We start from the raw sequence: 14,226 nt of genomic DNA, 5'->3' as shown, positions 1-14,226 counted from the left end.
CTCCGGTTAGTCCTCCAGCGTAAGGCCATGCTTGCCGCCGTGAACTCCCCATTTAAAAATTTTATCGTAGGTGAACGAGTGCTTTTTCCCATACACTTTGACATAGAATTGCACGAGATAAGCACCGACTCCCGCTTTCCGCCCATCATGGGAAAGCAGATTCCAGCGCAAATAAAGGCGCTTGGCATTTTCAAAGCAATTCCCTTCAAAACCGGGATCATCGCAACGCACTTTACCGCTGCCCGAAGCCACAAACGTCCCCATATTCGTGTAAATGTCCATGGTCCAACGCAATCCGACCTTTTCCAAATCGAGAGATTCTCCCGTTGAATCGTCAAAAATCGTCGCAAAAGCCACATCCAGCATGACACCCAGCGATTTTCCCATTTCCTTTTCAGCCGAAGTTCCCGCAGGGAAAAAGCGTTCCGTAAAAATGGAACCATCGGCACTTAAAGCCACCCTGTCCACTCCGACCAACGAAACGGTCTCCATCAGGACTCGAGGATCGCCGACAATATTCGTTGTCTTCGTATTCGCCGAGACCGCATTTCCGTTCAAATCCGAAACCTTCGCCTCCGGATTGATAAACAAGGAATCGTTCGGATTTGCCCGAGAAAGCAGACTGACTTCGGATCCCAAACGGAGAGAAACCTGCGTACAGGAATCATTCCAATCCGCCAAAGAGAAATCAAAGTAAACCGTATCGCCACCCACAACAAATCCGATAAAATTCGGATTCGTCATCGCCGAAACATTCACAGGTTCCGAAAAGCGCAAAGTCAATTTGTCCGGCGAATTCTTATTCTTGGATTCCGGCGAAAGGAACGTAGAAGTAATCACAGGAGCCATTCGATCGTTCATTTGCAAATACTGATACAGGGAAACCGTATCGCCATTCACATCGGAGATATTCTCCAAAGCCGCATAGCCATATTCATCTTCATTATCGATAGATGTCAAATTCGGCTGCACTTTTGCAATTTCTTCTTCTGTAAGTTTATACGAAACCACCTTGCCGTCTTTGGAAAGAGTCAAATCCTTTGTTTCTGGCTGGATAATCAAGACGTTTCCCGCCGAATCCTTCCAGAAGAACTGCAAACGGAAATTCTCCAAATCCTCTTCGGAAATCGGATTTTCAAAACCGACCGAAACCGAATCCATTTTGCCGTCTGCATCCGTATCAAAGAAGCCGTTGTTTTCATTTGAAAAATACACGCGCCCGGAATTGGTGACTTTGGCAGGCAGATTAAATCCCGGCACATTCCCGTCCGCAGCGACCAGCCCGACATCGCCCAGTCCACGCACAAGGGACAGCGAATCCCCAACGGCGACCGTTCCGCTTTCCACGGTAAATGTCCAGCGGTTTCCGTCTTTTGCAACGGCCTTCACAAAAACCTTGTCCCCATTGGCAAGCTGTAAAGCGGCTCCTTTTTCAAAAGCCGTATCCAGGTCCTTATTAAAATCCACAACCAGCGTATCATCCGCACCGCCCGCTCCAGAAATCAGAGCGACCTTTTGAATGACAGGCCCGATTCTATCGACAATCGGAGAAGAAAGAGGAGCGCTTGACCCGCTGAGTTTAGACGTCACATAAACTTTCAAATCGCCTTTGCCGGAATCCTTGGAGAGCGAAGTCTTCACATTCATCAATTCCATGATGGTCGAGCTTGCATTCTGATTGTATTCGCCCGCAAATTGTTTCAATGAGCCGCCATTCGGCCAGTTGTAGAAAATACTGTCCCAAGACACAGAATCCGTCTTGCCCGAAAAATAAGCGATAATGCTGTCGCCTATACCATCGCCGTCGGCATCATAAATAAAAGCACTGTCCAACTTGGGCAAATTCGGATTTTCAAACGTCAAATTTCCCGGAAAAGTCGAATGGACGAAAAAAGAACTGTCACTGGGATTGACAAGTCCGCTCGCCGTAAACTGCGCTCCCGAAACCGCAGAGGTGGAACGCACAGAAAAATGCCCGACACCCTTTTCCAAAATAACGCGATCCGTCGTGTCCCCCGCCGGCGTCGTGAACACCAGATTTTCTGCCCCACGGACAGGCTCCAAATAAAACGCATACTTATTGATAGTCGTATCTGTTAGCCCGGAATCCGGACCGACCGGAATAACCGCCCGCACATCCACGGATAAACTGGAATCCACCGGCAAGGATATCAGGGTTTCCGGCGAGACGACCACCCGCTCGCCCTCTTCATTTTGGTAAGAAAATTCCAAATTGGCGACATAAAAGGTGTAATAGCGGAAAATTGTCGGTTTGCCGTTTGCTTCGACCGCCATTCCAAGCGGCAAATTTTCGGCGGGATAATGGGAGGAAGCTTTGGTATAAAAAAAGCCTTTCGTCGAATCGGCCACCACTTTTGCCGTCGGGTGAGACAGGGTTTCGGAATTATCGCAAGTCGTTTTTCCCGTCGCATAATCCTTGCTGCAAGGATTTAAAATCAGCGTATCATTCGGCGCATAGGTGTAAAAAAACGCCCCTTTAATCGCGCTATCCGGAATGGATTCAAAGCCTTCCGCCGTTTTCCAAAGATATGAAATCGGAGAGGTGTAAATGGAATAATATTTGCACTTTCCATTTTCAGGACATACGGGCGCAGCTTGCAAAACCATCGTCGCCAGAAGGACGATGCCAAAAGCCAAAGATGGCGCAGATGCAAGAATCGAGCGTATCATGATTCAATCTTCACAAAATAATGGTGATCTGTGACACTTTCTTGACTAAAAATACATCCATAAATGTAAAAAATCCGAAGGCAAGCCAAAATAAAGATTTTACTATGCTCCAAGTGGGAATATCCCCGATTGAATACCGAAATTTTCAAAAATCGATAAAATTCGCCCAAATCTTTAAGGAATCAGATCTTCGACAACGGAATCCATCCAAAGCCAGCCATCTCCGCAAAGGGAAATTTTCGTTCCGCTTTTTTGCAAGTATCCCTTGCGAGCCCACTTTTCTATTTTTTGGCATGAAATTTGCATATCTTCTTCGGAATCAAGCACTTGCAAGTCCAAGCCTTCCCGGGTTCTTAAAGAAAGCCAAATTTTTTCACAAAGCCGTTCCTTTTTTCCAAGCCTATCGATTTCCATTTTCGATTCGAGACAACCGGCAAGTACCCATTTTTTCCATTCGAGATAGCGAGAAGGGGCCGCCAGCCTTTGATTGCCTCGAAAACTGTGAGCGCCGGGACCAAGCCCCAGATATTCCCCGCGTCGCCAATAATTGCGGTTGTGAAGGCTTTCCTCGCCCCGTTTCGCAAAATTGGAAACCTCATAGCGTTCCAGCCCGTAATCCTGCAAAATCTGAACTCCCGAACGATACATTCGGGCGTAAAGGCCCTCGTCCAAAGAAATTTTTCCCTGTTCAAAACGCATTCCCAGCACAGTCCGCGGATTCAAAGTCAGACCGTAAAAGCTGACGTGCCCGATTCCCGTTTCCGCCAATTCCCGAACATCCCGTTCAAAGCCCGCCAGCGTTTGCCCCGGCAGCCAGAACATCAAATCCGCCGAACTTCGGATCTTTTTTCCCGATAAATCCGGCAGCCGAAGAATTCTCCGCAAGGCATCACGAGCCTGTTCCGCCGTTCCTCGTCTCCCGATGGCTTTCAAAAGCTCATTGTCAAAAGTCTGCACACCAAGACTGATGCGGTTCACCCCCAAAGATATCGCCGCCTGCAAGTTTTCATCCGTCGCCGAATCCGGATTGCATTCCCAATCGACTTCTTGCAAATGCCGAAAACCCACACCCAGAGATTCCAAGCCAAGCACAAGCCGTTCAAACTCCCTAGGCGGTAAAACGGACGGCGTCCCGCCACCAAAATAAGCGGTTTCCAGATGCCGAATAAAATGCGGATTTTCCCCAAAACGGCGTTCCGCTTCCCGCAAAAGCAAATCGACATATTCGCCAAAAAGCCTCGCCGAACCCGCAACAGTAGCAAAGTCGCAATACCCGCAGATTTTCGTGCAAAAAGGAATATGGATGTAGAGCCCGTTCATCAAATCGGAATATAGCTTTCATTTTTTCTCTTTTACACCTTGACAGTCTTATTTTTTTTATCTATAATTGCGGTGTCCTCGCGGGAATAGCTCAGTTGGTAGAGCACGACCTTGCCAAGGTCGGGGTCGAGGGTCCGAGTCCCTTTTCCCGCTCTAAAGAGCACCGATTTATTCGGTGCTTTTTTGCATTCAGAAAGGGACGAGGAACCGAGAAGAGGGGCCGAACGGACGCGGACTGAGCGTAGCGAAACATGGACGCGGACGGGACTCGACGCCCTGTGTCGAGCCCTTGCGGTGAGCGAGGAGCGCGCTCTTGCGCGAGACTCCGAGCGAATCACTCCCTTTTCCCGCTCTAAAACAAAAAGACGCTGCAAAGCGTCTTTTTTTATGCTAAAAGGGACGAGGACCCGAGAAGAGGGGACGACCGGATGCGGAACTTGTTTGTGAATGTATAAAGGAATTTTTCAGTGAGAACATTATGGCAAGACGCGAATGCAACAAAGCCATATCAATCTTGTTCGCAACCCGTTTTGTGAAAATGCGAGAAAGGACGATCTCCCGACCAACTGAAATTTTCTAGACCCATAGAATAGCGAGCTTTTCGCAATCAGCGAGAAAGGGCGCCATTTCTAAGAAGAAATTTTCCCTTTGAAAAAGCCTTCTCCCTTGTGAAAAAACGCATCTTCATATATTGAATAATTCAAAGCCACATTTTATATTGCAGATACTCGCCATAAAAATCGTATTCGCACCTTGAAACAAATTGTTCCAAGAAATACTTTTCAGAAATTCCAAGCTTCAAATGCCAATATAAAGGATTCTTCATACAAAAAGAACAGAATTCTCCAGTATTCAGCAGCCTCGAACGTAGCTGCCGCTTCCATCGCGCATTCTCTAAATTCTATTTTCCATTTCCGATTTTTCCTCCCTCTTTCTTATTTTTCAAAAAAATTTAATTTTGCCGAAACAAAAGGACTCCCATGCCTACCAGCCCTGACTTTCGGAACTTCATCCTCAATCAGCTTTCATCGCTAGACAAAATTTCGTCCAAGCAGATGATGGGCGAATACATTATTTATTTTCGCGGGAAAATAGCGGCCTATCTATGCGATAATCGATTGCTTGTGAAGCCGGTGCCATCGGCCTTGGCGTTTGTGAAAAATCCTGAATTCGCTTCGCCTTATCCGGGAGCAAAAGAGATGCTTCTCATCGAAGATATCGATTCGGCAACGTATCTAACCGATTTATTTCTAGCGATATTTAACGAACTTCCGTTTCCCAAAAAGACATCGAAAAAATAGGGGATTATATACAAAATTCCACCCGATTTGCCCACATTAGTGATTAGCGACTAGTGCCCTTCGACAGGCTCAGGAACCGGTTAGGAGTTGGAAGTTGGAAGTTGAAACTGAAAACTAACCGCTATAATTCCTTGCGCAACCCGTTTTTAAAACGAAAGCAACAATGTCGCACCAGGGCCTTCCGGTCTAAATTCCGGGAAAATCGCCAAATGACGCGCAGCCGATGTTTCCGCCAGCGAACTCGAAGTGGAACGGTAAATCCGCATGACATCCAAAACCGAAATGACGCGGTTCAAAATCAGCGCCCCGATGGAAACCTGAAAAGCGATTCGGGAAATCCGGTAATTACGCAAGATATCCCGGTAATGCGACATCCGGCGAGAGGTTTCCGGATTGTCGCTGGAGCCCCAATTCCAGGTGTGCGCTTCGTCAAAAGGATAATCCTTGTCAATGGCGTAGCCGCTGCGAATCATCGCCTGGTTGTAATCTTCGTCCGAATCCGGATTGGCATTTTCCCCATCGACCCCCCCACGACTCCGGTAATCGCCGAGCAGATTCAAAAAGCTTTCGCTTGATGGTGGATTGGAAATTCCCGCATAACGGGACGCATACGAACGAGCGCTGGCAATTTGCCGTTCCCCAAAGAAATAGCTGCCAAAAGTGGCGACCCACAATACGACATCCGTCCAAACATAAGCTTTTACAAATGTTTCCTCGCCCAAATAATGCTGTCCCATTCCCGGAAGCAAAAGCGAAGCACCAATAGCCAGCGGCAAACTTTTTTGCGAATTTCTGCTGATCGATTCATCCACCGAAATCACTACAGGCTGCGCAGAAATTTCGGCGACGCAAAGAAAGAGGACAAAGGCAGCGAGCAATTTTTTCATGGTCTAGAAATTGAAATAGACATTCAACATCGAACGGGAATCCGACGGAACAAATCCGCCTTCAAAATGCAACCGGTCAAACCAGGAAAGCTCTTCTTCGTAAAGGACTTTGTTATGCGCATGAGCGGACCAGGCGGCATCTAAAGCGGAAACAATGTGGTTCAAAATCAACCCGCCAAAGAACCAGGCCTGCATATCGGCATAATCATTCGCCTTGCTTCGCATGCTGCGGTAGGTTTTCCAGTTGGCGGATTCACCGAGCGGAACAACTTCCGAATCGCGATCGCCCAGATTCAGTGCAGATACGGGAGTTTCATTTTCCACATCATCCCAACCCAAAACATAAGCCGAACCGGCAATTGTAGAATAGAACGAACCCGAATTATATAGGCTAAACGAACCGTTCAGATGATTGACGTGATTGTTGTCTTTCGTCATTTCGGTAGAAGCGTCTCCCGTATAGCAGCCATTCGTCGAAGCGTCCCCATAAATCGACTTGCAATAGGATTCCCGGCTAGAAAGATAACGCTCCACAAATTTGCTTTCTTCATCGGAATCATCCAGCCCGTTGCGCAAGTCGTGCATTTTCGATTCATACTGGTGAGCCGAAAAATGCTTTTTCGCAAAATTCTTGTAACGGTCCGTCTGCTTGTCATACTTGTAAACGGAATAGTAATACCAGCTTCCCCACAAAGCACCTTCCAAAGCCAGATATACGGCTCCGCGGACATAATTAAACGTCGAACCGCCCACATAGAGCTGTCCCGCTCCCGGAACGACCAGCGACATGAAGAGAGCCTTTCGCGGACTCTTGTATTTGCCTTTCATTTCATCGATGCTGTAAACCTTGGAAACCTTCGTGGGGCCGAGAATGTCCCGACGGGAAATGGAGGACGAACTGGCGACGAGCACGGAAGAAGAACTGGACGCCGCAGACGAAGAAGAAAGCGAAGACGCGAGCGATGAGGAACTGGATATGGTGTCCGCCAAAGCCGACAACGCCGAATCCGAAACGGCAGAATCCGCCGACAACGAATCCGCTACCGCAGACGAAAGATATCCAGACGAGGAACTTTCCACCGCAGAAGAATCCAAAGCCAAACTCGAAGAACTCATCAGGCTGCTGCTAGACGCCACCACCGAGAATGAACTCGCTTCTTGCGATGAACTGCTCGGCAACGTCGCCGAAGAGGACGCAGCTAAACTGGAACTGCTTTCTGCGGCAGCGGAACTCATCGCAGACGAAGAAGAAACAAGAACTTCCGAAGAAGAACTCGGCTCTGCGCTAGAGCTGCTTTCCTCGACCGCGGAGCTCACCGCCACCGAAGAGGAACTCAACGAGTCCGCTTTTTTTGTTTCCTCGTCAAATTCAGCAAACAAGTCCCGCACCTGCGCAAACGCGGCGGAAGAAAAAACTAAAAAACTGATAGCCATCACGATAAATCGCATGGAACAGAATTTACAAAAAAGCAATCGGGAAGATATTCAAGGCAAATGGAAAATGCCGTTTCCGCGGAAATCTGCCCTGCATTTTATCACCGCCTTTGCTCGTTTTTTATCACAACTATTTTAGAAATCATCCCATCATTGTCGCTAATTTCGGGAATTATATACAATCTTCCTCCAAATCCCCTCAAATAAAATTTTTTTCAAAACCTGAACTTTCTTTCACATGGTGAACTCCTTTTCAAACGGGGCATTTTCTTTCGCAAGGGGAATTCGGTTATCAGTTATCAGGATTCAGTTCCAACCGGTCCCTGCCCTTCGGCAGGCTCAGGGACCGCCGGTTGGTGTGCTTCGACGGACTCAGCAACCGGTTGTTGAACCACGGTTGATGAGCTTGTCGAACCATGGTTGGTGACTAGTTGAAAGTTGGGAGGATTACACATCATTCCCCATTCTTTTATTGCATCGCCCGTTTTTTTCCTTGCCCTTTTCTAAATTTCATCGTATGAAAATTTTTGTTACCGGAGTGGCAGGACAGCTCGGCCACGATGTCATGAACGAGCTCGCCAAAAGAAATCATGAAGGCGTCGGCAGCGATATCGCTTCCGTTTATAGCGGTGTACAAGACGACAGTTATGTGACCAAAGCGACCTATATTCCTTTGGACATTACCGACAAAGAAACTGTTGAAAAAGTTTTGGGGCAAGTCCGTCCCGATGCGGTCATTCATTGTGCGGCATGGACCGCGGTTGATTTAGCCGAAGACCTAGACAAGCAGGAAAAAGTCCGCGCCATCAATGCAAAAGGCACCGAAAACATCGCCCGGATGTGCAAGCAGCTGGACTGCAAAATGATTTACATCAGCACCGACTACGTATTCGACGGACAAGGTACTACGCCTTGGGAGCCCGATTGCAAAGATTACAAACCTCTAAACATTTATGGGCAAACCAAATTAGAAGGGGAACTCGCCGTCGCTTTGAATCTGGATAAATACTTTATCGTTCGCATCGCCTGGGTTTTTGGCAAAAACGGCAAGAACTTTATCAAAACGATGTTGAACGTAGGAAAATCCCACGACACTGTCCGCGTAGTCCACGACCAAATCGGAACGCCTACTTACACTTACGATCTGGCACGCCTGCTGATAGACATGATAGAATCCGACAAATACGGCTATTACCATGCGACCAACGAAGGCGGCTACATCAGCTGGTATGATTTTACGCGAGAAATCTATCGACAGGCGGGATTGAAGACCAGCGTCATTCCCGTGACCACGGCGGAATACGGCATTTCCAAAGCCAAGCGCCCCTTCAACAGTCGCCTAGACAAATCCAAGCTTGTCAAAAACGGATTTAAACCGCTCCCGATATGGCAAGACGCCCTGAAAAGGTATCTCCAAGAAATTCAGGAATAAGCGGTCGAATGCTTACGCTTGCTGCGCTTCATGCAGCAAGTAGGCATTTACAAAAGCTTTGATTTTCCCGTCAAGAACGCCCGTCGTATCGGACGTTTCTTCGTTTGTACGCAAATCCTTGACCAGCTGATACGGCTGCAAAACATAGCTACGAATTTGCGAACCCCATTCCACTTTTTTCTTCTCGGCAAGGCGGGCATCGCGCTTCGCTTCTTCTTCTTGGCGGTAATGTTCCGCAACCATTGTCGTCAGCATTTTCAAAGCCGTAGCTCGGTTCTGAATCTGCGAACGCTCCGTCTGGCAACTGGCGACAATCCCAGTCGGAATATGCGTCATACGGACGGCGGAATCGGTTTTGTTGATATACTGGCCGCCCGCCCCCGAAGAGCGATAGACATCGACTCGAATGTCCGCGGGGTTGATTTCAAATTGCACTTCGTCGTGTTCCGGATACAGATAGACAGCGCAAAAACTGGTGTGCCGCCGCGCATTCGCATCGAAAGGACTGATGCGCACCAGACGATGCACGCCGATTTCCGAGCGGAGAAGTCCATAGGCATATTCATCTTTGACTTCGATGGTCGCACTGTTGATTCCCGCCTCTTCACCTTCCTGAACATCGATGACTTTAAAGTCCATGCCTTCCCGTTCCAAAAAGCGCTTATACATACGAAGCAGCATTTCCGCCCAATCGTGAGCTTCTGTTCCACCGGCTCCCGGATGAATGGTCAGCACAGCGGCGCAAGCATCATCGGGCCCGGAAAGCATCCGGCGAAATTCCATTTCATCGACCCGATGGAGAAGGGTTTTGAATTCTTCTTCCACATTGTCGAAAAGTTCCTGCGAATCCGGTTCGGATTTTGCCATTTCATAAAGTTCGGACAAGTCGTTACAAGTCGAAGAAACTTCATTCCAATCGGCGATGACTTTTTTGAGCGACGTGATTTTTTTCAGGAGGGCCTGGGCCTTATCCTGATCGTTCCAGAGTTCCGGATTTCCGGACTCCTTTTCAAGGACGGAGAGTTCTACTTCTTTAGACTCGAGGTCAAAGATACCCCCGAAGTTTGTCAATTCGGGAGCGGAGCTCTGTAAGCCCTACATGGGAAGTTGTAGCCATTACTTGGAGCCTCCAATCGCATTTTCCGGTGTGTAGTCCTTGTTCAGATACTGCACTTTATACTTGGCGGCCAGCTCGTCGAGATAGGCTTTCACTTTCAGCTGGCGTTCCTGTTCCGCCTGCACGCGAAGGATGTATTCAATCTGCACCTTGTAATTTTCAAACTTGCCGTCGTTCTTTTCGGTAAGCATAAAAATCTGGAGGCCTTCAGTAGTGGAGAAAACGTCCGAGATGTCGCCGACGTTCAGATTGCCAATCGCCTTGGCAAAATCGGCCCCCTTGGACTTGGCGATGAATTTATTCATCACGCCGCCGGTTTTACGAGCGTCCGCATCGTCGCTGTATTGAGCGGCAAGGGTCGCAAAACTCGCTTTGCCCAAACGGACTTGAGCGGCAAGGCCTTTCAAAAGTTCCTTTTTATCGGCAACCGCCTGCTTGGATTCCCCCTTTTTGCTTTTCAAAAGAATCCGGGCTCCGCTAATCGTATCGTTCAGAGGAACCTTGGACTTGTTGAGTTCCCAATAAGCGGCAATCTGTTTGTCGGTCGGGTCCTTGGGATACGGCACTTTCTGTTCCAGGATGATGTCGCTCTGCAACTGCTGTTCGATGCGTTCATTGAACTGCTTTTCGCTGATGTTGTTTTTCTTGAGTTCGTTCTTAAAAACTTCGGTGCTGGGATATTGCGATTTGAAAAGAGCCGCCACGCTGTCAATCCGAGCCTTGGGAACCTTGATATTCAAAGCCTTCGCTTCCAATTTGACCAGTTCCTGGCCGACCAGATTGTCGATAACCGCCCAGCGAACCTGCTTCATCGCTTCGGGTGGCACCTGACGTCCACGCGCCTGAGCCTTTGCCAACGCATCGGAGAGACTATCGATCCGAGCCCGGGAAATACCGGTTTTTCCGACACGAATAACATCCAAATTGCTTCCACTCATCAGCTGGGCGGAAGCCAGCGTCGAGCAAATCATCACAGGGAGAATGGATTTTTTAACAAGATTCAAAAAGCGCATAGATAGCCTTGGTTAATTTTTCTGACGGGGAAAATATAGAAAATTTACAGTGGAGATATCACTCGTCCGATGGTTTCTTGTTCTTGAAAGCCGACAGGACATCCGGAACCAGATCCGCAATTTTGGAAACCATGTCATTTTCCCGCGAAACCGGCATGATGCGAACATCGTCGCCCGCAATCACGACAAAAGCGAGCGGATGGATAGAGAGTCCGCCGCCGGAAGCCGCCACATTTTCCTTTTTTCCGCCGAGTCCAAAGCCCATCGAAACACGGTTTACCGGAATAAGGGTAACGGCTCCCGCCTGAATGGGTTTGCCGATGACGGTTTCCGCCTGGGAAACCATACGGAGCTTTTCAAGAATTGTTTCTGCAAAAGTATCGATTTGTGACATATAGTCCCAATATAATTATTTCGGAGAATCGTAAACGCTCTGCGCCGCCTTTTGAAAATGATTTCGCAGGTTTTCTGCGGAAAGGGTGCCCCAAACGCAAACTACCCGACCGTCCGGAAGACGAAGGGCCGCTCCTCGGGTTTCCGCCCCAGCATTAAAAAAGACCGTGTCCGCGGAAAGGGCGACATTCCGATGCAACTTGCGGCTGTTTGCCACCCACACCTGCCAAGCGTCCTGCGGGACAGAGCCCCAACTCCGAGCCGCATTCCAAAAAACGTCATCGCCCCTATAGCCCAAAATCAACATCGGAAATTCCGATTCGACGCCCAAAAAATCCCGCATCTGGATAGAAGTCTGTCCAATCGCCCGATTCGAAATCGGCAAACTCAAAAATTCCTGTGGAAGGCCAGCGCGATAATTCGGAAATCCTTGCACAAAGCGTTCCAACTCGCTCCGTTCATAATTGCGCAGAAGCCCGTAGCGGAAAACAAAGAGCCGCCGACCGCCACGCATAGCGATTTCCCGGAAATTCCCTTCGACGACAGGGAAAGATTCCTGCACAAGCCCGCTATTCAAAAAGAACGCCAAAGCCGACATGTCGGAAGAAAATTCCAGAAGGCGAACGTGAAGAGTGTCCCCTTCCACAGGCACATATTCCAATTCCGCCATATTGGAAATGGCATAATTCCGCAGCTGCCAAGCCGAAGGAACTCGTCGAAGAACAGAAACGGAATCATACAGCTGCACATTTACGGGAGCTTTTTCTCGATACAGAAATTTGTACAAATTCAATTCCAGAAGAGATTCTTCTTGGTTGCAACCGCAAAAAGCAAGCAGCGCCCCTAAAATCATCCACCTTTTAATTTTTTTCATTTTTTAAACTCCGAGGACAAAACGCAGCGAGCGGGCACTTTTCGCAGTGTTCGGTGAAATCTGCGCAAAGCCATCCCGACGGCGAAGATTCCCAAAAGAACTGAAACGCGTGAGAAACCTTATGCGGATCTTGGGGCGAGAGCGCCTTGCAAAAAGTCGCCGAAAGCATTCGTTTTTGACGTTCCTCTTTTTGGGAAAATCCGATTTCCTTGCCGGGCCCCAAAAAGCCCATCCAGCAGCGAATGCCAAAAGAAAAAGGAATCGGGCAAATATCGCCAGGCTCTTTATTCCTAGAAATGGCAAGACCTCTGGGCTGCGCCGAAAAAAGGCGGGACAAGGCAAAAATCGCCTTGGGCTGATAGGCGCCCTTGCCCATAAAAAAAATTTCGCTCAAATCCCTGAGGATTCCTTTATACGATGTAGAAGTCGCCCAGCCCACCAGCGGAGAACGCCTGCGGACAAAATTGCCGACGCTCCAGAAAATGCCGGGAACGCTTTCTTCCAAAGGCCAGTCGTACGTCTTTTTGGCTTGGCGAACCAAATCCCGAATTTCCACTTCTTGAGGAAGCGGAAAAGTCCAAAGCCTTTCATCGGGATATTGCCGAGAGAGGACTTCGAGAACTTTCTGCAACAAATAAAGCGGAATTTCCTGCGCAAGACAAGAACCGAACAAAACCCAAGCGATACGGCCTTCCAGCGTTTTCGAATGCTCGGCGACAGCGACAATCGGATCAGGAACAGATGCAAACGCCCGCACAAAATCTGCCGTAGCCCGCATAACGTCCGGATGTTCGATTTCCCATCTCATCTTTTGTGCAAAAATCGTCCGTGCAAAAAACGAAGATTTTTAAACCAGCGATTCGCCCATTTTAATAGCTTTGCCAAGCGTCGATTGGAAAAGTTCGGGAAGCCGGCTGGCAAGAATTTCGTCGGCGACGAGAATCACCGTGCTGCCCATTTCAAAACGCCCCAATTCCGCGCCCCGTTCAAAACGGTATTCCGAGCGGGGAATGTAATCGATTCGCGGCGCTTTTCTCGGCAATTTTCCCACATTCGTTATCCAGTTCGGCGCATAATTCACCACAATGCGCCCCACATTCGTCGCCCCGACTTTTACCAAAAGCAATTCCCCGCCGCCGTCAACGGCTATCCGGGTGGTTATGCGTTCGTTAATGCAAAAAAGCCCTTCAACGCGTTCCACGCTCCAAGGGTTTACCGGCCAAAGCGTTCCCGGACAATAGCTCGCCGAAAGAAGCTTCCCCGCTACAGGCGAATGGATCCGGTGATAATTGAACGGAGCCAAATAAATCGTCGCAAAGCGTCCATTCGCAAAATGCGCCGCCAAATCTTCGTCCCGGATCAACTCGGCAAGGGAATACGTCTTGCCCTTTGCCTGGATCATCTGCGGATTTTTTCCGTTCAAGATTCCCGTCTGCGATTCCCGGCCATCGACTGGGCTGACCACTTCGGCATTCGCCAGCGGGCGCTTGCCCGGCGCCAGCTGCCGAACAAACAGTTCGCCGATATTCGCATACGACGAAAGCGGCAGCGCCGACTCCGACATATCCAGACGGTAAGCCTTGGCGAAAAGATTCCGAGCCCATTTTGAAAGTACGGGAATTTTCAGATGCACAAGATTTCCAAAGAGCCGGGATTCCAGATTCTTCGGGAGGAGTTTCATCAAAACATAACGAGGAGAATTCATTGGAGCAAATCTACAAATTTAACAAAACTCCGCCCGCACGCCTCAAATATGACGATGCG

13 protein-coding genes and 1 tRNA gene are annotated in these 14,226 nt (G+C 48.7%); 4 read left to right on the top strand and 10 right to left on the bottom strand.

What is annotated here, in order from left to right; genetic code table 11:
• Window positions 1-6 precede the first annotated feature (6 nt).
• Window positions 7-2,691 (bottom strand): hypothetical protein, encoded by a 2,685-nt coding sequence (locus BGX14_RS13420; protein WP_095880150.1) that lies wholly within the window; start codon window positions 2,689-2,691, stop codon window positions 7-9.
• Between the two features lie 174 nt (window positions 2,692-2,865).
• Window positions 2,866-4,011: a radical SAM family heme chaperone HemW gene (gene hemW, locus BGX14_RS13415; protein WP_095880149.1), complete on the bottom strand. Its 1,146-nt coding sequence runs from the start codon at window positions 4,009-4,011 to the stop codon at window positions 2,866-2,868.
• An 80-nt stretch (window positions 4,012-4,091) separates the two neighbouring features.
• Here hemW and BGX14_RS13410 point away from each other — a divergent pair.
• Window positions 4,092-4,164, top strand: a tRNA-Gly gene (locus tag BGX14_RS13410).
• An 827-nt stretch (window positions 4,165-4,991) separates the two neighbouring features.
• Window positions 4,992-5,312: a TfoX/Sxy family protein gene (locus BGX14_RS13405; protein WP_073302537.1), complete on the top strand. Its 321-nt coding sequence runs from the start codon at window positions 4,992-4,994 to the stop codon at window positions 5,310-5,312.
• 146 nt (window positions 5,313-5,458) lie between these two features.
• On the opposite strand, the gene BGX14_RS13400 is transcribed toward BGX14_RS13405, so the two are convergent.
• On the bottom strand, window positions 5,459-6,199 hold the full coding sequence (locus tag BGX14_RS13400) for a hypothetical protein (RefSeq protein ID WP_095880148.1): 741 nt from the start codon (window positions 6,197-6,199) through the stop codon (window positions 5,459-5,461).
• A 3-nt stretch (window positions 6,200-6,202) separates the two neighbouring features.
• Window positions 6,203-7,111, bottom strand: coding sequence for a DUF5683 domain-containing protein (locus BGX14_RS16210; protein WP_233126554.1), 909 nt, complete (start codon window positions 7,109-7,111; stop codon window positions 6,203-6,205).
• Here BGX14_RS16210 and BGX14_RS16205 point away from each other — a divergent pair.
• Both BGX14_RS16205 and rfbD read left to right on the top strand, forming a co-directional pair.
• Window positions 7,071-7,772, top strand: coding sequence for a hypothetical protein (locus BGX14_RS16205; RefSeq protein WP_233126553.1), 702 nt, complete (start codon window positions 7,071-7,073; stop codon window positions 7,770-7,772). The two genes, BGX14_RS16210 and BGX14_RS16205, sit on opposite strands and share 41 nt — an antisense overlap.
• Before the next feature lie 378 nt (window positions 7,773-8,150).
• Window positions 8,151-9,065 (top strand): dTDP-4-dehydrorhamnose reductase, encoded by a 915-nt coding sequence (gene rfbD / locus BGX14_RS13390; RefSeq protein WP_095880146.1) that lies wholly within the window; start codon window positions 8,151-8,153, stop codon window positions 9,063-9,065.
• A 12-nt stretch (window positions 9,066-9,077) separates the two neighbouring features.
• Here rfbD and prfB read toward each other — a convergent pair.
• The 6 genes from prfB to asd form a co-directional block, all read right to left on the bottom strand.
• Window positions 9,078-10,182 (bottom strand): peptide chain release factor 2 gene (gene prfB, locus BGX14_RS13385; protein WP_095849475.1). Its coding sequence is split into 2 segments (ribosomal slippage): window positions 9,078-10,112 and window positions 10,114-10,182, totalling 1,104 coding nucleotides; the frame shifts between segments, so codons are not numbered across the junction.
• Complete coding sequence (locus BGX14_RS13380; RefSeq protein WP_073302527.1) at window positions 10,182-11,195, bottom strand: peptidylprolyl isomerase; 1,014 nt, start codon at window positions 11,193-11,195, stop codon at window positions 10,182-10,184. Before BGX14_RS13380 ends, prfB begins: the two co-directional genes overlap by 1 nt.
• Before the next feature lie 58 nt (window positions 11,196-11,253).
• The gene (locus BGX14_RS13375; RefSeq protein WP_073302525.1) at window positions 11,254-11,589 is read right to left on the bottom strand and encodes a GerW family sporulation protein; all 336 of its coding nucleotides are present in this window, start codon (window positions 11,587-11,589) and stop codon (window positions 11,254-11,256) included.
• 15 nt (window positions 11,590-11,604) lie between these two features.
• Window positions 11,605-12,462 (bottom strand): hypothetical protein, encoded by an 858-nt coding sequence (locus tag BGX14_RS13370; RefSeq protein WP_095880145.1) that lies wholly within the window; start codon window positions 12,460-12,462, stop codon window positions 11,605-11,607.
• Window positions 12,449-13,270 (bottom strand): hypothetical protein, encoded by an 822-nt coding sequence (locus BGX14_RS13365; RefSeq protein ID WP_073302521.1) that lies wholly within the window; start codon window positions 13,268-13,270, stop codon window positions 12,449-12,451. The genes BGX14_RS13370 and BGX14_RS13365 overlap by 14 nt, the downstream gene beginning before the upstream one ends.
• Window positions 13,271-13,309: 39 nt before the next feature.
• Entirely contained in the window at window positions 13,310-14,167 is an 858-nt protein-coding gene (gene asd, locus BGX14_RS13360; RefSeq protein WP_073302519.1) for an archaetidylserine decarboxylase, read from the bottom strand.
• Window positions 14,168-14,226: the final 59 nt, after the last annotated feature.

Source organism: Fibrobacter sp. UWS1 (genome assembly GCF_002300445.1).
GTDB classification, from domain to species: Bacteria; Fibrobacterota; Fibrobacteria; order Fibrobacterales; family Fibrobacteraceae; genus Hallerella; species Hallerella intestinalis.
This window is presented reverse-complemented; position numbering and strand designations above follow the sequence as displayed.

Coding starts and splice junctions, on each gene's coding strand:
- BGX14_RS13375 (WP_073302525.1), bottom strand. CDS start 11,589: ATGTCACAAATCGATACTTTTGCAGAAACAATTCTTGAAAAGCTCCGT.
- BGX14_RS13405 (WP_073302537.1), top strand. CDS start 4,992: ATGCCTACCAGCCCTGACTTTCGGAACTTCATCCTCAATCAGCTTTCA.
- BGX14_RS13380 (WP_073302527.1), bottom strand. CDS start 11,195: ATGCGCTTTTTGAATCTTGTTAAAAAATCCATTCTCCCTGTGATGATT.
- BGX14_RS13400 (WP_095880148.1), bottom strand. CDS start 6,199: ATGAAAAAATTGCTCGCTGCCTTTGTCCTCTTTCTTTGCGTCGCCGAA.
- BGX14_RS13420 (WP_095880150.1), bottom strand. CDS start 2,691: ATGATACGCTCGATTCTTGCATCTGCGCCATCTTTGGCTTTTGGCATC.
- hemW (WP_095880149.1), bottom strand. CDS start 4,011: ATGAACGGGCTCTACATCCATATTCCTTTTTGCACGAAAATCTGCGGG.
- rfbD (WP_095880146.1), top strand. CDS start 8,151: ATGAAAATTTTTGTTACCGGAGTGGCAGGACAGCTCGGCCACGATGTC.
- BGX14_RS13370 (WP_095880145.1), bottom strand. CDS start 12,462: ATGAAAAAAATTAAAAGGTGGATGATTTTAGGGGCGCTGCTTGCTTTT.
- BGX14_RS13365 (WP_073302521.1), bottom strand. CDS start 13,270: ATGAGATGGGAAATCGAACATCCGGACGTTATGCGGGCTACGGCAGAT.
- BGX14_RS16205 (WP_233126553.1), top strand. CDS start 7,071: ATGTCCCGACGGGAAATGGAGGACGAACTGGCGACGAGCACGGAAGAA.
- asd (WP_073302519.1), bottom strand. CDS start 14,167: ATGAATTCTCCTCGTTATGTTTTGATGAAACTCCTCCCGAAGAATCTG.